Source organism: Streptomyces sp. NPDC002574 (genome assembly GCF_042889545.1).
In the GTDB taxonomy this organism is placed as follows: Bacteria; Actinomycetota; Actinomycetes; order Streptomycetales; family Streptomycetaceae; genus Actinacidiphila.
In genome coordinates this window covers 1-18,089 of sequence record NZ_JBIARB010000005.1, presented here as the reverse complement: position 1 = coordinate 18,089, position 18,089 = coordinate 1, and the positions used below count along the sequence as shown (strand labels likewise).

Genomic DNA, 18,089 nt, shown 5'->3' with positions numbered 1-18,089 from the left:
CGTTTGCCGCCCGGTCGGCGGCAATCCCTCGTTCACCGGGACGTCGCCACGGGACGGCTTGCTAGAGCGAAGTTATATAGACAACTTTGCTCACCCGGTCCCGTCGCGGCGGTGCCCGGGCGGAGAGGACCCATCACCGTGCCACCTCTCACTCGTGACGCAGCGTCCGGGAGCACCATCGCGCTCAGCTCCACGACGTCCCCGAAGCGGGGCGACAAGCTGACCTTCACCTGGACGACGGACGCCCCCGACCCGAAGAACTGGATCGGCGTGTACGACGGCGACCGCAAGCCGGGATCCGGCGGCGGCTCCCTGGTGTGGACGTACGTCCCCGGAACCTCCGGAACGACGACGCTCGACACCTCCGGCCTCAGCGGCGGCCCGTACACCGTCTACTTCCTGGCGAAGGACGGCTACGGCATCCTCGCCCAGAGCGCGCCGTTCAGCTTCGCCGGCGCACCCACCGGCGACTCGATCACGCTCAAGACCCCCAACCCGTACGAGGGCGACCAGGTCGCCTTCCACTGGACGACCGACGCGCCCAACGCCAAGAACTGGGTCGGTGTCTACGACGGCGACCGGCAGCCGGGCACCGGCTCGTCGCTGGCGTGGGAGTACACGCCGGCCGCCTCGGGCGACATCACCATCAACACCGCCGGCCTGACCGGCGGTCCGTACACCGGCTACCTGCTGGCGAAGGACGGTTACGGCATCCTCGCCAAGACCGCGCCGTTCAGCTTCGTGCCCCGCCCCGTCATCCCGCGCCCGCACGCGGTGGTGGACGCCCTCACGACCGCCGCGCAGCTGGAGGGCGCCGAGTTCTCCGTGCCGCTGGCGGGCCTGTGGGTCAGGCCCGACGGCAACCCGGCCGGCAGCGCGACGTTCAAGAGCGCCGGGGGCGACAACTGGCTTTCGGTGGCCGCGGACGGCACCGTCAGCGGCAAGGCGCCCGCCAACACCCCCAAGAACCCGGGGCGTCTGGTCGTCTCCGTCACCGACAGCGCGGCGGGCACCGACACGATCACCGTCCAGGTGCCGGTCCGCGACGACCGCGACCGCATCCCGCTCAAGGTCGCCTCGCTGAACCTCTGGGACGGCGGCACCCACGTCGACGGCTTCGCGGAGAAGCTGCTGGGCCTGGTGCTCACCCAGGGCCTCGACGTCATCGCCCTCCAGGAGTCCGGCGGCACCGCGGCCGGCGACCTGGCCCGGGCGCTCGGCTGGGACGTCCACCAGGCCGGCGGCCTCGGCATCGTCAGCCGGTACCCGCTCACCGACGTCGTCGCCCCCACCGCGGACCTGCCGGCCGCCGCCGCCACGCTGCGGCCGCCCGGCGGCCCCGCGGTGCGGCTGTGGACCGCCCAGCTGGACGAGGCGGACTACGGGCCGTACGCGCTGCTCGCGGGCCGCACCGCCGCGCAGGTCGAGACGGCGGAGGAGCAGACGCTCCGCTACCGGCAGGTCACCGCGCTGGTGGCCGCGATGCGGACCGACATCGCCTCCCGCGGCGCCGTCGTCCTCGCGGCCGGTCTCGCCTCGCCCTCGCACCTGGACTGGACGAGCAAGACGGCCGACCAGCACGGGGGAGTGGGCCGCCTGCGCTGGCCCGTCACCGGGACCCTGGAGCAGGCCGGCCTGGTCGACGCCTTCCGCGCCGTCCACTCCGACCCGGTCGCGGTCCCCGGCACCACCTGGTCCCCCGTCAGGCCGCAGCGCGACGGCGGCACCGGGGCCGAGCCGCAGGACCGCGTCGACCAGGTCCAGTACGCGGGCCCGCTCCGCGTCGTCGAGGCGCACAGCCTCGTCACCGGCTGGCCCAGGCCCGTGCCCGGCACGGCCGCCAACGGCTGGCCCTCCGACCACGCCGCCGCCGTCGTCACCTTCTCCCTGTCCGCCCGCGGCTGACCCGAACGAACCGAAGGACCACCCCCATGACCCAGTTCAGCCGCCGCGCCTTCATCGGCACCGCCGCCGCCGGGGCTGCCGCCGCAGCCGTCGGACTGCCCGGCACGGCCGAGGCCGCGAGCCACGACGACCGGGACGGCAGCATCGCCGACGTCAAGCACGTCGTCATCCTGATGCAGGAGAACCGCAGCTTCGACCACTACTTCGGCACGCTGGGCGGCGTGCGGGGCTTCGGCGACCGTCAGGCCGTCGTCCTGCCGAACGGCGACTCCGTGTTCCGCCAGCCCGACCGCAGCCGCTCCGAGGGCTACCTGCTGCCCTTCCGGATGGACACCACCAAGTACAACGCCCAGAACGCGGGCGGCCTCCCGCACGACTGGGACACCGGCCACTCCGCCGTCAACAACGGCTCCATGGACAAGTGGGTCTCCGCCAAGGGCGAGCGGACCATGGGCTACTTCAACCGCGAGGACATCCCCTACCAGTACGCCCTCGCCGACGCCTTCACCCTCTGCGACGGCTACTTCTGCTCCCTGAACGGCCCCACCGACCCCAACCGCCTCTACCTGTGGACCGGCACCGCCGGCCCCGGCGTCGACGGCACCACGGGCCCGTGGACCGACAACACCCCGGTCACCGACAACCCGGTGGCCGACTGGACGACGTACGCCGAGCGGCTGGAAGAGGCCGGCGTCAGCTGGCGCGTCTACCACAACCCGGACGGCTCGGACGACCGCTACGGCGACTACGACGACAACGCGCTGTCGTACTTCAAGCAGTTCCACGCGTTCCCCAAGGACGACCCGCGCTACATCAACGCCATGACGAAGTTCGACCCCACGGCGTTCGACAAGCACTGCAAGGACGGCACCCTGCCCACCGTCTCCTGGCTGGTGGCGCCCTACCTGTTCAGTGAGCACCCGTCGGCCGGCCCCGACTACGGCGCCCACTGGGTCGACACCGCGCTCCAGTCGCTGTTCTCCAACCCCGAGGTCTGGAAGCACACCGTCTTCCTGGTCATGTACGACGAGAACGACGGCTACTTCGACCACGTCATCCCGCCCTTCCCGGAGGCCGGCACCAAGGACGAGTTCGCGAACGGCAAGCCCATCGGCCTGGGCAGCCGGGTGCCGCTGTGGGTCGTCTCGCCCTGGTCGCGCGGCGGCTGGGTCAACTCCCAGGTCTTCGACCACACGTCGGTGGTGCAATTCCTGGAGCGCGTGACCGGTGTGCGGGAGCCCAACATCTCCGACTGGCGGCGCACCGTCTGCGGCGACCTCACCAGCGCCTTCGACTTCACCAAGCCCGACTACAGCATCCCGGCCCTGCCGGACACGGTCGCGCTGATGGCGAAGGCGGACGCCGGCAACTCCCTGCCGGGCGTCAAGATCCCCACCGCGCAGTCGATGCCGGCGCAGGAGGACGGCGAGCGGCCGCACCGCCCGCTGCCCTACCTGCCGTGGGCCGACGTGACGGTCGACCGGGCCACCGGCAAGGTCACCTGCACGCTCACCAACGACGGCACCGTGGGCTACCACTTCACCGTGCTGCCCAACATCGCCCTGCCGCGTGTCGGCACCCCGTTCACGGTCCAGCCGCACTCGTCGCGCACCTACGTGTGGGACGCGGCGGCCACCGACGGCCGCTACGACTTCTCCGTGCACGGCGCCGACGGCTTCGTCCGCCGCTTCGCGGGGACCGTCGTCCGCGACGTCCAGGACGACGTGGCCGCGCCGCTCGTCGCGGCGACCCTGCGCCGCGCCGACGACCCGGGGCACACCACGGTCGAGCTGGAGCTGCGCAACGAGGGCGGCTCCGACGTGGCCTTCACCGTCACCCCGAACGACTTCTCCGGCGAGGAGGAGGTCGTCTGGGTCCGGGCCGGCCACGACGACACCGTGAAGTGGCGCACCGACGAGGGCCGGTACGACGTGACCGTCACCGCGGGCACCGGCACCCGCTTCGTCCAGCGGTACGCGGGCACCGTCCACGCCGTGTGACGTACGTCCGCAACGGGGCCGGGCCGGGGCAGACGCCCCGGCCCGGCCCCGCGGCCCGCCCCACCTGGGCCCGGACCCGCGGGCCCGGCCGGATAGGGTCTGTCCGTGGCCGGCCGGACGGCCGGCCCGGTGGACACGAGAGCGGCCGGGAGACACGTTGCGTGAGGACCACGGCAGCGGCGACAGCGACCTGCGGTACCGGAGGGTCGCCGCCGAACTCCGCGCGGCGATCATCACCGGCGAGTACGCCTCCGGCGCGAAACTGCCCCCCGAGGGCACACTGGCCGAGCGCTACGGGGTCTCCCGCGGCACGGTGCGGCACGCACTGGCCGTACTGCGCTCGGACGGCCTGGTCACCTCCCGGCGCGGCACCCCGCGCACGGTGCTCGGCGGCCCGCGGTCGCAGAGCTTCTCCGAACTGCTGAGCTTCACCAACTGGGCGCGTTCCCTCGGCGAGACCCCCGGCGGCCGGGTCGACCGCGTCGTCCGGCGCCCTGCCGAGCCCGAGGAGGCCGCGCAACTGGGCCTGGAACCGGGGGCGGAGGTCTACCTCGTCCTGCGGGTACGGACCCTGTCCGGAGAGCCGGTCATGGTCGAACGGTCCCTCTACCCCTCCCGAGTGGGCGCCCTGGTGGCCGAGCTGCAGCCCGACGTCGTGTCGCACACCGAGGCCCTGGTGGGTCACGGCGTGCTCTTCACGGACGCCGACCACACCATCGACATCGCCTGGGCCGACGAGGACGACGTGCGGCTCCTGGAGTGCCCGCCCGGTCAGGTCCTGCTGCGCGAACGGCGCCGCACGACCGACCCGGCGGGCGCGCCGGTGGAGTGGTCCGAGGACCGCTACCTGCCGGGCACCATCGCCTTCACGGTGCACAACTCGGTGGCCGCCTCCACCCTGGGCCGCCAGCACAGCCCGCGCACGGACCGGGCATGACCGGGCCGCCGGGCGAGCACGAACGGTGGGCCCGGTACCGCCTGGCCATGGACGACCCCGCGCGCCTGCCCGAACTGTTCGACGCCGTGGCCGCGGAGCCCGACGACAGCATCGCGCTCGGCATCGTCCTGCACGCCGCCCTCGCCCATGTCCCGGCCGCCGAACGCCCCGCCTGGACCGACCGCCTCGGCACGGAGCGGAGCCGCGCCTACGCCACGCGCCGTGCGCGCGAACTCGGCGTCCTCGACAGCACGTCGGTGTCCGCCCTGCTCGACGACCCGCCGGTCCAGGACTCCTGGTCCGACTGGCTCCAACTCCGCCTCGCCACCTCCTCGCAGGAACCCGCCGTCCTGCACCGCCTCGCCACCACCGGCCGCACGAAGCGCATCCGCCGCCTCGCCGCCGCCCGCGCCCGGTAACTGTCCGCTCAGCGCCGACGCACCCGCGGCGGGGCAGCACAACGTGCGGCAGCGCGGCGGGTCCGTGCCCCGTAGGGGCGCGGGGAACTGCGCGACCAGCCCTCACGGACCCGCATCCGATCCACCGGCCTCGGTGCAGTTCAAGTCGTAGCTGCGGCGGTGCGGGTCCGTGCCCGGTGGGGGCGCGGGGAACTGCGCGACCAGCGCCGACGCACCCGCACCCGATCCACCGGCCGGGGCCAGCTCAAGGCCTTGCCGCGGCGGTGCGTGTTCGTGCCCCGTAGGGGCGCGGGGAACTGCGCGACCAGCCCCCACGAACCCGCACCCGACCCACCCGTCGAACCGGAACGGCAACCTCAGCCGCGCATGAGCGCGGTGAGAAGCGGGACGAAGTGCTCGAACGCCGGGGTGAAGGCCTCCGGGTCCTTCGCCGCCTCGTCCCAGCGGCGAACGGCGACCGCATCGGCCGCGCCGGGGAGCGCGGCGAAAACGGCCGCCTGCTCCGGGCTCATCGGCCCGCCCTGCACCGCCAGGGTGTGCTTCGACGCTTCCGACAGCCGGTCGTAGTACTCCGGCTCCACCGCGCACAGGTAGCGCTTCGCCGCGACGTGCAGCCGCACCGGCTCGGTGACCTCGGGCCCGAACCAGCGGGCCAGCAGGTCGGCGCCGGTGTGGCTGTGGCGGTTGTCGGTGCCGTCCATCAGGTCCTGGCCGGTGACCTCGCCGGCGAAGTGCCCGACGTCGTGCAGCAGCGCGGCGGCCACCAGGTGCGGCGGGGCGCCTGCGGCCTCGGCGCGGGCGCCCGCCTGGAGCATGTGCTCGGCCATGGAGACCGCCTCGCCCAGGTACTCGGCCGATCCCGCGCCGGCGAACAGCTCGGCCAGCGGCTCCAGCGTGTCCGCCCGCCGCAGCACGGCCAGGCTGCTGGCGAGGCCGTCCAGGTCGGCGTAGCAGCCCTGCAGGTGGCGCGCCCCGTCCGCGGCGAAGGCGGTGCGGGCGTGCAGCAGACGGGTGTTGTCGAACACCAGGCAGTCGCCGGGCGACAGGCGCAGGTCCAGCTGCAGTTCCGGCCGGAGCAGCAGTTCCGCGAAGGTGCGGTACGCCGCGTAGAAGGCCTCCAGCTCGGCGGCCGGCAGCCGCAGCGCCCCGATGGAGCGGTTGTTGAAGCGGACCTCGCGCACCCGGCCGAGGGCGTCCGTACCGATCAGGGGCCGGTCGGCGCGCAGCTCGGTCGCCGCGTCGCGGAAGACGAACGGCACGGGCGTCCGGCTGAGGACGGCGAACGCCTCCGGGTCCTCGCGGCGCAGCAGCGCGGCCGCGGCGAAGCCGTCGACGAGGCCGGAGTCGCCGCCCTCCGCGTCGTTGACCAGGCAGTGCAGCAGCTGGATGGTCGGGACCGGGTCGCGGTACGGGTTGTCGGTGTGCGGCGTGATGGCGACCGAGGTGAAGGCGAGGTTGTTCGGGTCGGGCTCGACGCGCACGTCGAAGAGCTTGCCGTAGTTGGTCTCGCGGACGAAGCCGAAGGTCTCCGCCACGGCGAGCACCTGCTCCTCGCGCCCGGGCACGCGGTGCAGCAGCATGAAGCCGAGCCGCAGGACGGACTCCAGCAGGCGTGCCCGCAGCCCCGGTTCGCCGAGGTAGGCGTCCCAGTCCGCCTCGGGCAGCCGCCCGGCCAGGTCGCGGGCCCGCCACAGCTCCTTGCCGTCCTCGGTGCGCCGGTCCCCGTACGAGGTGCCGCCGGGCCGGTGGGCCGTGAGCCATGCCACGGGGTAGGCGGAGCGGTGACCGTCGGGCGCCCAGACGACCTCGACCGCGGGCTCTCCGGCGCCGGCGGTGACGTCGGTCGCCGTCTCGACCCGCAGGCCGTCGGGCAGCGCGCCGATCTGGAAGAGCTTCTGGCCCGACCGCGGGTCGCGGCAGTCCGTGCAGGGGCAGTTGTCGCGCAGCCACATCGCGGGCAGCTCGTCGACCGGGAAGGCGGTCAGGGTGGTCATGGTCTCTCTCCTCGGCAAAGTTGTATAGCCAACTTCTCCGACCGTCACAGGGCGACACGACCGAGGAGTGGCCATCGGGTGTCCGGGGAGCGAACCCCCGCCGACTCGCCGTGCGCGGTCGCGCGGTCACTGTCCGGCGGCGTCCAGGAGCTTCGTGGCCACGAGGCGGAGGAGGGCGTGCTCGACGGGGGTCAGGCCGGCCGTCAGTGCCGCGACATGCTGCTCCATCTCGTCGGTGCACCGGCTGCTGAGCTGCCGCCCGAGCGGTGTGAGGCCGACCAGGACGCCGCGCCCGTCGTGGGGCGAGGGCAGTCGCTCGACCAGCCCGCGCTTCTCCGCGCGGCTGACCAGTCCGGTCATGGAGGACTTGTCCAGGCCGAGGTGGCGGGCGAGTTCGAGCATGCCGGGCCGGCGGTCGCGCAGGATGCCGAGCAGCCGGACCTGGGGGAGTGAGAGGTCGTGCTCGGCCGCGACGCGCGACAGGGCGCCCTGGATCAGGAACGACAGCTGGGCGAGGGCGTCCAGCGTGTTCAGCGGTCCTTCGGTGAGGTCCGGTTCGCGGTTCTCGGTCATGGGCCGCCTTCTCTTGACTTGGTACGTGACACAAACTACTTTCGAAGTAGTACGTGCAACAAACTATAAGTCCCCACCCCGCCGCCCAGGAGGTCCTTCATGCGCGCCGCCGTCGTCCACTCCTTCGACGCACCGCCCCGCTACGGCATCGTCGCCACCCCCGAGCCGCGCGGGGAGCACGAGATCCTCGTCGATGTCCTGGCCGCCGGGCTCCACCCCCGGGTGCGCTCCGGCGCCGACGGCAGCCACTACACCTCCGACGGGGTCCTGCCCCTGGTCCCCGGCGTGGACGCGGTCGGCCGCACCCCGCAGGGCGAACTGCTCTACTTCGTGGCCCCGGACGGCGCGACCGGCACCATGGCCGAGCGGGCCGTCGTCGACCGCCGCCGCGCCGTCGCCCTGCCCGCGGGCACCGACCCGGTCGCGGTGGCCGCCGCGATGAACCCCGCGATGTCCTCGTGGCTCGCCCTGCGCCGACGTGTACCCCTCCGGCCCGGTGCCTCCGTCCTGGTCCTGGGCGCCACCGGCAGCGCCGGCCGGCTCGCCGTCCGGATCGCCAAGCACCTCGGCGCCGCCCACGTCGTCGCCGCCGGCCGCGATCCCGAACGCCTCGCGCTGCTCCCCGGCCTGGGCGCCGACGAGACCGTCCCGCTCCTCGACGACCCCGAGAAGACCGCCGACCACCTCGGGCGCGCCGCCGGCGACGTCGACATCGTGCTGGACTACGTCTGGGGGCCGGCCACCGAGCACGCCCTGCCCGCCGTGCTGACCGCCCGCACCGAACGCGCCGAGCCCCTCGCCTGGGTCCAGATCGGCTCCGTCGCCGGACCGGACATCACCCTGCCCTCGGCCTACCTGCGCGGCGCGAACCTCCAGCTCATAGGCAGCGGCCAGGGCTCCGTCACCACCGCCGGCATCCTCGCCGAACTCCCTTCCCTCGCCGACCTCATCAACTCCGGCACCCTGGCCGTCGACACGCTCCCCGTCCCGCTCTCCCGGGTCGAGCACGCGTGGACCGCCCCCGAGGCCCCCGGGCAGCGCGTCGTACTGACCCCGGACGCCTGACCCAGGGGCCGGAAATCGGGGGATCTCAGCGCTTGAAGGCGCCGAAGAGACGGCCGGCCGGCCCTTCGTGAAGGCCCTCGCTGGTGAGGGCGTGATAGAGGATCACCACGGCGATGCAGACCATCCCCACGACCGGGGCGACGAACCACCCTCCGAGCCCGCAGACCACGTAGAGCACGAGGCCGGTCAGCGGCCGGATCCGCTGCGCCTGGAGGTAGCGGGGCGGAACACCTGGCTCCAGCAGGGCCGGGCGGTGGCACAGATACGTGAACACGCCCCACCATGGCGCCGACATGACGGCGGCGACCAGGGCGTACAGGACCACTGCCACCCGCTGGTCGTCGGTGTCCCCGCCCTTGGCCAGGGCATCCCCCAGAACCGCGGTGGGAAAGGGCACGATCACGGTGCTGAACAGGATCGCGAGGTTGATCCACAGCAGGCCGCCGTCCATCCTGCGGATCCGGCAGAAGAGCGCATGGTGGTTGAGCCAGATCACGCCCACATAGACGAAGGAGACGATGAACGCCACATAGGCGGGCCACTGCACGACCAGGGCCGACGCGAGGCCACCGGGCCGGAAGTCGTGGTCGTAGAGGTCGAGCACGAGCAGCGTGATCACGATGGCGAACACGCCGTCACTGAACGCCTCGACCCTGCCGGTGTCCGACAGGCGCGTGCCGTCCTCGCCGGCCACGCCTGACGGGTGCTCACGATCCCCTGCGCTTGCCATATTCGGGATCTTACGGACAGGGCCGCCCTTCATCGCGCGCACTCGGCGGACCGTCGACCGGCGCGCGAGGTTCGTGGCGATCGGTCAGCCGTCGTGGCACTCGCGGGAGTTTGCCGGACCGCATTCCCGCAAGTCGGAGCCAGTGTTCTCTGACATCGCCCTGCTCCACCCGTGGTCGACAGCCGTGCGGACCTCGTTGCTTTGCCGTCCGTTCATGACGGGACAACCCGCCATTCGATTTCCCCCGTCCTGATCCGGTCATGTCCCTTACAGGTCGTTCCCTGTCGCCGGTTGCCCGTTGACCCCCCGAAGACGCCCGGGGTTTGATCACCGCTGCTGTGTAGATCTTGTGAGTCAAGGGTGGGGGCTATGGAGTGGGGTTGGTCACGCCGTGCTGCCGGTGTGAAGCCGGACACGGGTGGACGTTGGACATCGGCCGCCACGGTATTGGCGCTTCTCGCTGCGGTGCCGGCCCTGGGGTTCTCCGCCCCTGCCGCGCACGCCGTATCGGCCGAGACCCCGGTGGCGGGGACGGCGTCCGAGCATGCCGCGTTCAGCCGGGCCGCGCGCTCGGGCCAGAAGGTGGAGATCGCCTCCCTGCGCGGGGAGACGAGTGAGACGTACGCGCTGCCGAACGGCAACTTCGAGGCAGTGGAACATGTGCGCCCGGTGCGGGCGCGGGTGGACGGCGAGTGGAAGCCGGTCGACATCGGGCTGGAGAAGCGCGCGGACGGTTCCGTCGGGCCGAAGGTGGCCACGATGGACATCGCCTTCTCCGGCGGCGGCGACAAGCAGCCGCTGATCACGCTGGGCCGGGCGGGGCGGACGCTGGCCCTGTCGTGGCCGACGGCACTGCCGGAGCCGGTGATCGACGGCAGCACCGCCACGTACCGGTCGGTGCTCAAGGACGTCGACCTGCAGGTGAAGGCGAGCGTCGACGGCGCCTCGGAGGTGCTGGTCGTCAAGACCCCGCAGGCGGCCGCCGACCCGAAGCTGGCCGAGCTGAAGCTGGCGATGGACGCGGACGGCATGGACGTGCGCACCACCGCCGACGGCGGCCTCGCGGCAGTCGACAAGGGCGCGGGCGGCCCGGTCTTCGAGGCGCCCCGGCCGATGATGTGGGACTCCAGCACGGCTCCGGCCGCCGCCACGCGTTCCGCCAAGGCGGCGGTGGCCGACGCTCCCGCCGGCCCGGACGACGGTCCCGGCTCCTCCGCGAACATCGCGCCGATCGCGGTGAGTGTGCCCGCGGCCGACGACCAGCTGGTGCTCAAGCCCGACCAGCGGCTGTTGAAGAACGCCACCTTCCCGGTCTTCATCGATCCGCAGTGGTACTCGCCGAAGGCGTCCAACTGGACATTCGTGTCCCGCTACTGGGCCTCGTCCCCGCAGTGGAAGTTCAACGGCAACTCCGACTCCGGCATGGGCTACTGCGCGGATGACGTGCGTTGCGCTCCCGCAGACCTGAAGCGGATCTTCTACACGGTTCCGACGTCGAAGTTCGCCGGCAAGTCGATCCTGTCGGCGACCTTCGTGGCCAACGAGACATACTCCGACAGCTGCACCAAGTCCGACGTGCAGTTGTGGCGCACCAAGGGCGTCAGCTCCTCGACCACGTGGAACACCCAGAACAACGACAGTTTCTGGGTCGACCTCCAGCAGACGGTGAGCGCGGCGAAGGGCTGGGGCAGCAACTGCCCAGGCGGCACCGTGGAGTTCTGGGCGGGACGCGCCGTGCAGCAGGCCGCGGACAACGGATGGTCGACCACCACCTTCGGCCTGAGGGCGAAGGACGAGAACTCCTCCTCGGGATGGAAGCGGTTCTCCGACGACGCCTTCCTGCGGGTGGAGTACAACCGTCCGCCGCCGCAGATCCGCATGTCGCAGTTGACCCAGGACCCGGGTGGCGCGTGCTCCTCGACCATGAAGCAGGCGCGCATCCTGCCGACGATCCGCGCAAACGACGTCACCGACCCGGACGGCGACAACGTCGCGGTGCAGTTCCAGGCCTCGTGGGACACCGGTGACGGCAAGGGCTACACGTCCCGCTGGACGTCCGCGATGACGACGTACAAGAAGTCGGGATCGGACTTCTCGATCAAGCTGCCGTCGACGCTTCCCAAGAGCAAGAAGGTCGGCTGGCACGTACGCGCGTACGACAGCGCGCAATGGTCGCCGTGGAGCTACTCGGGCTCGGCGACGGACTGCCTGGTGAACTACGACCCGACCGCGCCCGCCGGTCCCTCCATCACCTCGACCCAGTACCCGGCCTCCGATCCAGAGGACCCGAACGACCCCTGGCTGGACGGCGTGGGGCGGTACGGCACCTTCACCATCGACTCCACCGCGACGGACGTGGTGAAGTACTGGTTCGGCATCAACGGCGACCCGACCAGCGCCCACACGCTCACGACCACCGGCGGTGCGGCGCAGAGCACCAAGTTCATGCCGACGAAGTCCGGGGTCAACTTCATCACCGCCCAGGCCTTCGACGCGGCCGGCAACGGCAGTGAGATCCGCACCTACCAGTTCCGGGTCAACGCCGGTCAGCCCGACCGACTGACCATGAAGCTCAACGAGCCCGCGGGTGCGACCACCGTCAGCGGCTCCGGCGGCGAGTGGCCGGCCCAGCTGTACGGCGGGGCGACGCCGGGCGGTGAGGGCGTGTCCGGCAGCGGCCTGCACGTCGACGGTGTCGACGGCTACGCCGCGACCGTCTCGCCCGTCCTGAACACCGGCAAGAGCTTCTCCGTGTCGATCTGGGCGAAACTGCCCGCCGACTACCCCGGCGGAGCGCCGGTCGCCATCTCGCAGGCGGGTGCCAACACCAGCGGCTTCGAGATCTACTACTCCACGGCCCTCGGTGGCTGGCAGCTGCTGCGGCACGTGCAGGACGCCCAGGGCACGACCGCGGTGCGGGCCTCACAGCCACCGTGTCCGGCCGGTGACACCGCTTGCGCCGCCGCCCGTCTGGGCACCTGGACGCATGTGGTGGGTGTCTTCAACAACACCACCAAGGAACTGAAGCTCTATGTCAACGGGGCCCAGGTCGGCACGGCGTCGTTCCCCGGCCCGTGGGACGCTCGCGGACGCACGATCCTGGGTGCCGCGCAGCACTACGGCGTGGTGAGCAACTGGTTCACCGGTGACCTGGACGAGGCCCAGCTCTTCGACTACCAGCTGACCGACAGCCAGATCGCCAAGCTCTACGCCAAGCAGCCGGTGAACACCGCCCGCCCGGCCAAGCTGGTCTGGCCGCTGGACGAGGACGCGAGCGCGACCTCGGTCGTGGGCCGTGCCCAGCAGGTGAACGCCACCGTCAACGGCGGCGCCGTCCTCGGCACCGGCGGCGTGGACGGCACGGCGGCGACCTTCGACGGGGTCGACGACGGCATCGTCACGCAGCAGCCCGTGCTGGACACGTACCAGAGCTTCGCGATCTCCCTGTGGGCGCGCCTGCCCAAGGACAAGCCGCAAAAGGCCATGACGGTCGCCACGCAGGGCTCCATCAACGCCGCGGGCTACGAGCTGTACCACTCGTCGGCGCTGGGCGGCTGGGTGTTCATGCGGGCCAAGGAGGACACCACGACCACCGGTCTCGTCCGGGCCCAGGAGAACGCCTGCGACCCGAACGTGAACTGCGCGGCCGCACGCCTCGGTGAGTGGACGCACGTGGTCGGTGTGTACGACCTCGACGCCGGGCAGATCCGGCTCTACGTCGATGGCGTGCTGAAGGACACGCAGCCCTTCACCACTCCGTGGCTGGCGGTGTCCCACATGACCCTCGGTTACAAGGAAACCGGCGGTGCCCAGGGCTTCTTCAAGGGCGACCTGGACGACGTGCGGGTCTTCGACCGGGCGCTGTCCGACGACGAGGTCAAGGACCTCAACAAGGCACGGCCGGTGATCCAGGGCCGCTGGAAGCTCGACGCCGGCACCGGGACCCCGGTCACGTCCGCCGACGACTCCGCGGGCAAGCGCATGCTGACGCTGGGCGGCAACGCGGCCATCGACGCCTCGGGCAACTCCAACTACGTCGGCTCCGGCGGCCTGCTGCTGGACGGCGACGGCGACTACGCGTCCACCGCCACCTCGCCGGTGTCCACCGGCACGAGCTTCACGGCGACGGCCTGGGTGAGTACCGCGGCCCGGCCGGACCACCCCGTGACGGTGTTCTCGCAGGCCGGCGCGGTCAACAGCGGCTTCTCGGTGCGGTATGTGCCGAGTGCCACCGATCCGGCGAACGCAGGCCGATGGCAGCTGGCGATGCCGGGTTCTGACGTGAAGGGCGCGGACGTGGCGACGGCCGAGCACCCCAACTTCATGAACAACACCAGCTGGAACCATCTGGCGGTGGTCTACGACGCCTTCGCCGACCAGATGCGGCTCTACGTCGACGGCAACCTGGAACAGGTCGTCTGCTCGGACGACGACCAGGACGGCAGTCCTGACGTGCCGGGTTGCACGGACGCGGTGTCCTGGAACTCCAACGTGCTGCCGTTCAACGCCACGGCCGGGCTGCAGCTCGGCCGCGGCAAGACCGACGGCACCTGGGGCGAGTACTGGCCCGGGGTGATCGACGACGTGTGGACCTTCCAGGGTGTCGCGTCCGACGATCAGATCGCCCGCCTCGCCAACGGCGAGGACCTGGCCACGGTCCCCGGTCCGTAACACCCCGGCACCACCAGCAGCACCCTCCCCACGCGGGGGCGAACCCACAGGTTCGCCCCCGCGTGCGGGTGGCTTCTTCGTCATGCACGGAATTCGACAGGACGGGTGGGGAATGCGCAGGCAGTCAAGGATTCGGTTGCGCCGCAGAATCGCGGTGGCCGTCTCCGCTGTGTTGGTCGGGACGTTGCTGCAAGGTGTGGCAACGTCCACGGCGGTGGCCGACGACATGCCGGGCATCCCGGCGTCCGAGAAGCCGCTGAGCGGGCACGGTGTGAAGTCGTCGCCGCGTGGCACGGACGGGCAGCGCAAGATGCCGGCGGGTGCGCCGCGGCATGCGCTGCCGAAGGCCGGTTCGGCGACGGTGACGCTGCATGCCGGTGCGAAGGCGGTGACGCGGCGGGCGGGTTCGCTGCCGGTGTCGCTGACGACCCCCGCGGGCGGCAAGGCGTCCGGCGCCCTCGACGGGCGTGCGACGGTGCGCGTGCTGGATGCCGCGGCCGCGCGGAAGGCGGGCGTGGACGGCCTGCTGCTCTCCGTCGGGCGTGAGCCGGGTGCGACGGGCGGCCGGGTGGGTCTGGACGTGGACACGTCGGCCTTCGCCCAGAGCTACGGCGGTGCGTACGCGGCGCGCCTGAAGCTGGTGCGGTTGCCGGCGTGCGCGGCGACGACGCCGGAGCTCGCGCGGTGCCGTGCGGGTCAGCCGGTCGCCTCACGCAACGACGGCGGCAGGCTCTCCACCACCACGACTCTTTCCGCCACCGGTCCGGTGCTGTTCGCGGCGACGACGGCCGCCGCGGGCGGGACGTCGAGTGACCACGGGGACTACACGGCCAGTTCGCTGTCCTCGTCGGACACCTGGTCGACGAGTCTGAACTCGGGCAGCTTCTCCTGGTCCTACGACATGCCGGTGCCGAGTGTTCCTGGGGGCCTCACACCCAAGGTGGGTCTGTCGTACTCATCGGGCGGCATCGACGGCCGTACGTCTTCCACGAACAACCAGTCGTCGTGGGTCGGTGACGGCTTCAGCCTGTGGCCGGGTTCGATCGAGCGCAGTTACAAGCCGTGTGCTGATGACGATGTGAAGAACGCGGACGGCAACAAGCCGGGCGACATGTGCTGGGCGTACGACAACGCCACGATCTCCTTCGACGGGCATGCGGGTGAGCTGATCCCGGACGGGACGGACTCGTTCAAGCTGAAGGGTGACGACGGCACCAAGGTGCAGCGCGTGTACGGCTCGACGAGCGATGTCCGTGGCAATGGTGCGCGCAACGACGAGTACTGGAAGGTGACCACGACCGACGGTACCCAGTACTTCTTCGGCTACAACCGCCTGCCGGGGTGGGCGTCGGGCAAGAGCACCACCGATTCGACGTGGACGACTCCGGTCTTCGGTGACGATGCGGGCGAGCCGTGTCATGCGGCGGCGTTCGCGGATTCCTGGTGCCAGCAGGCGTACCGCTGGAACCTGGACTACGCGGTCGATGTGCACGGCAACGCGATCGCGTACTACTACAAGAAGGAATCGAACTACTACGCGCGGAATCTGAAGGCCGCCGACGAGACGGTCTACGACCGCGGCGGCTACGTCGATCACATCGACTACGGGCTGCGCAGCACCACGGTCTACTCGGCGAAGGCGCTGGCGCAGGTGACGTTCGCCAACGCGGAGCGCTGCCTGCCGCAGACCGGCGTGACCTGCGACGCCTCGACGATCGACGACAAGAAGTTCTACTGGTACGACACGCCGTGGGACCTGAACTGCAAGTCCGGTGAGGACTGCACGAAGTCGGCGTCGCCGAGTTTCTGGACGCGCAAGCGCCTGACCGGGGTGACCACACAGGTCCTGAAGTCCGACGGCACCTACACGCCCATCGACACGTGGACGCTGGGCCAGCGCTGGGGCATGGCGGACATCGACTACCAGTTGCTGCTGGACTCGGTGCAGCACACGGGCAAGTCCGCGACGCCGAACATCACCCTCCCGAAGGTGACGTTCGGCTACAGCCAGGCCGCCAACCGCCTCGACATTCCCGGCGACGACACCGCTCCGTTCATCAAGGAGCGTCTGTCGACGGTGGCCGACGAGTCCGGTGGCCAGATCGACGTGAACTACTCGGCGGCCGAGTGCGACGCCGATCATCCTCCGACGCCGCAGACGAACACCACGCGCTGCTACCCGGTGTTCTTCACCAAGTCCGGTGACGCGGATCCGTCGTTGCAGTGGTTCAACAAGTACGTCGTGGACTCGGTGACCGAGACCGACCGGACGAACTCCTCGCCGGACATGGTCACCCGCTACGAGTACCTCGACGGCGGCGCGTGGCACTTCGCCGACGACGACGGGTTGACGAAGGAGAAGTACAAGACCTGGTCGCAGTGGCGCGGTTACGGTCATGTGCGGGAGCTGACCGGCGGCCAGGACGTCATGAGGTCCCAGACGGACCACTGGTTCCTGCGCGGCATGGACGGTGACCGCAAGGGCACGTCCACCGACGACGGCACCAAGTCCGTGACCGTGTCGGACGACAACGGCGGCACGATCACCGACCACGACTCCGCGGCCGGGTTCGAGTACAAGACCGAGGACTACAGCGGGCCCAGCGGCCGGGTGCTGGACAAGACGGTCAGCACGCCATGGCACTACACCACCGCGACACGCGTGCGCGTGTGGGGCATCACCACCGCCAACCTGACCGGCGTCGCCTCCACCCGGACCTGGACCTCGCTCGATGACGGGGTCGGCACGAAGTGGCGGACCACGTACCAGACCAGCACCCGTGAAAACCGGGCTGGGCGGGTCACGCAGAGTGACGACTTCGGCGACACGAGCACGGCGGCCGACGACCGGTGCACCCGGACCACGTATGCGGACAACACCACGGCCTGGATCCTCACCAAGCCGTCGCGGGTGGAGACGGTCGCGGTGAAGTGCGACGCGACTCCCGACCGGAAGAAGGACGTCGTCTCCGACGTCCGGACCGCCTACGACGGGCTGGCCTACAACGCCACCCCCACCAAGGGTGAACTGACCAGGGTGGCCACCCTGAAGGCGCATGACGGAACGACGGCCACGTACCTGGAGTCCGGCACCGAATACGACCCGGTGTACGGGCGCCTGACGAAGCTCATCGACATCACGGGCACGGTCACGGCCACTGAGAGTACTGCGCCGGTTCGAACCGATCGCACTGACGGCCGGACGACGACCACGGTCTACACGCCGACGACCGGTTTCCCGACCACGATGACGGTCACCGGCCCGCCGGCCACCGCCGGCGTCGCAACGACCGCGCAGTCCACGACCACGACCTACGACACGGCGCGCGGCCTGCCGATCACGGTTCTGGACACGAACAACAAGCGGACCAACACCACGTACGACGCGCTGGGCCGTGATCTGAAGGTCTGGCTGCCCAACCGGTCGCAGGCCAACAACGAGACGCCCAATTACGAGTTCGCGTACACGATCACCGATGGCAAGCCGGTGGCCGTGGCGAGCAAGACGGTGAAGAACGACGGCGGCCAGCGCACCTCGTACACGCTGTACGACGGTTTCCTGCGGGTCCGCCAGGGGCAGGCGCCCGGTCCGAACGGCGGGAGGCTGGTCAGCGACACGTTCTATGACGAGCGCGGCCTGACCTCGAAGGCGTTCGCGCCGTACTACAACACCGCGGCCCCCTCGACCGATCTGCTGAAACTCGATGACGCGCTGGCGGTGGAGTCCCAGACCTGGAACACCTACGACGGCATGGGCCGGGTCATCCAGTCCCGGCAGATCGCCGGCAACAGTGA

Annotated in this window: 9 protein-coding genes and 1 pseudogene; 7 read left to right on the top strand and 3 right to left on the bottom strand. The window is 71.0% G+C overall.

Annotation, left to right across the window (positions count from 1 at the left end; genetic code table 11):
* Positions 1–138 precede the first annotated feature (138 nt).
* The 4 genes from ACFYXS_RS12570 to ACFYXS_RS12555 all read left to right on the top strand — a co-directional run bounded on the left by ACFYXS_RS12570 (position 139) and on the right by ACFYXS_RS12555 (position 5,261).
* Positions 139–1,905 (top strand): hypothetical protein, encoded by a 1,767-nt coding sequence (locus ACFYXS_RS12570; protein ID WP_389246930.1) that lies wholly within the window; start codon positions 139–141, stop codon positions 1,903–1,905.
* Positions 1,906–1,931: 26 nt separating this feature from the next.
* Positions 1,932–3,905 carry a phosphocholine-specific phospholipase C gene (locus ACFYXS_RS12565; protein ID WP_389246928.1) on the top strand — a complete coding sequence of 658 codons (1,974 nt, stop codon included), beginning with the start codon at positions 1,932–1,934 and terminating at the stop codon, positions 3,903–3,905.
* Between the two features lie 157 nt (positions 3,906–4,062).
* Entirely contained in the window at positions 4,063–4,842 is a 780-nt protein-coding gene (locus ACFYXS_RS12560; protein ID WP_389246926.1) for a GntR family transcriptional regulator, read from the top strand.
* Positions 4,839–5,261 (top strand): hypothetical protein, encoded by a 423-nt coding sequence (locus ACFYXS_RS12555; RefSeq protein ID WP_389246923.1) that lies wholly within the window; start codon positions 4,839–4,841, stop codon positions 5,259–5,261. Before ACFYXS_RS12560 ends, ACFYXS_RS12555 begins: the two co-directional genes overlap by 4 nt.
* Positions 5,262–5,617: 356 nt before the next feature.
* Here the strand turns inward: ACFYXS_RS12555 and ACFYXS_RS12550 are convergent, their stop codons facing one another.
* Positions 5,618–7,255 (bottom strand): phosphonate degradation HD-domain oxygenase, encoded by a 1,638-nt coding sequence (locus ACFYXS_RS12550; protein WP_389246921.1) that lies wholly within the window; start codon positions 7,253–7,255, stop codon positions 5,618–5,620.
* A gap of 126 nt (positions 7,256–7,381) precedes the next feature.
* Complete coding sequence (locus ACFYXS_RS12545; protein ID WP_389246919.1) at positions 7,382–7,828, bottom strand: MarR family winged helix-turn-helix transcriptional regulator; 447 nt, start codon at positions 7,826–7,828, stop codon at positions 7,382–7,384.
* A gap of 99 nt (positions 7,829–7,927) precedes the next feature.
* Here ACFYXS_RS12545 and ACFYXS_RS12540 point away from each other — a divergent pair, with 99 nt between their 5' ends.
* Positions 7,928–8,893, top strand: a complete 966-nt coding sequence (locus ACFYXS_RS12540; protein ID WP_389246917.1) for a zinc-binding alcohol dehydrogenase family protein — start codon at positions 7,928–7,930, stop codon at positions 8,891–8,893.
* Positions 8,894–8,918: 25 nt separating this feature from the next.
* Here the strand turns inward: ACFYXS_RS12540 and ACFYXS_RS12535 are convergent, their stop codons facing one another.
* A complete protein-coding gene (locus tag ACFYXS_RS12535; RefSeq protein WP_389246915.1) occupies positions 8,919–9,623 on the bottom strand; it encodes a TMEM175 family protein in 705 nt (234 codons plus the stop codon).
* A gap of 465 nt (positions 9,624–10,088) precedes the next feature.
* On the opposite strand from ACFYXS_RS12535, the gene ACFYXS_RS12530 reads away from it, so the two are divergent.
* Together ACFYXS_RS12530 and ACFYXS_RS12525 are read left to right on the top strand one after the other, a co-directional pair.
* Entirely contained in the window at positions 10,089–14,294 is a 4,206-nt protein-coding gene (locus tag ACFYXS_RS12530) for a LamG-like jellyroll fold domain-containing protein (protein ID WP_389246913.1), read from the top strand.
* 196 nt (positions 14,295–14,490) lie between these two features.
* Positions 14,491–18,089, top strand: a pseudogene (locus ACFYXS_RS12525) (sugar-binding protein); the annotation flags it as partial.

What these genes read in the sequence shown, in the direction of transcription:
- ACFYXS_RS12565 (WP_389246928.1), top strand. Translation starts at nt 1,932, where the DNA reads ATGACCCAGTTCAGCCGCCGCGCCTTCATCGGCACCGCCGCCGCCGGG.
- ACFYXS_RS12555 (WP_389246923.1), top strand. Translation starts at nt 4,839, where the DNA reads ATGACCGGGCCGCCGGGCGAGCACGAACGGTGGGCCCGGTACCGCCTG.
- ACFYXS_RS12550 (WP_389246921.1), bottom strand. Translation starts at nt 7,255, where the DNA reads ATGACCACCCTGACCGCCTTCCCGGTCGACGAGCTGCCCGCGATGTGG.
- ACFYXS_RS12545 (WP_389246919.1), bottom strand. Translation starts at nt 7,828, where the DNA reads ATGACCGAGAACCGCGAACCGGACCTCACCGAAGGACCGCTGAACACG.
- ACFYXS_RS12540 (WP_389246917.1), top strand. Translation starts at nt 7,928, where the DNA reads ATGCGCGCCGCCGTCGTCCACTCCTTCGACGCACCGCCCCGCTACGGC.
- ACFYXS_RS12535 (WP_389246915.1), bottom strand. Translation starts at nt 9,623, where the DNA reads ATGGCAAGCGCAGGGGATCGTGAGCACCCGTCAGGCGTGGCCGGCGAG.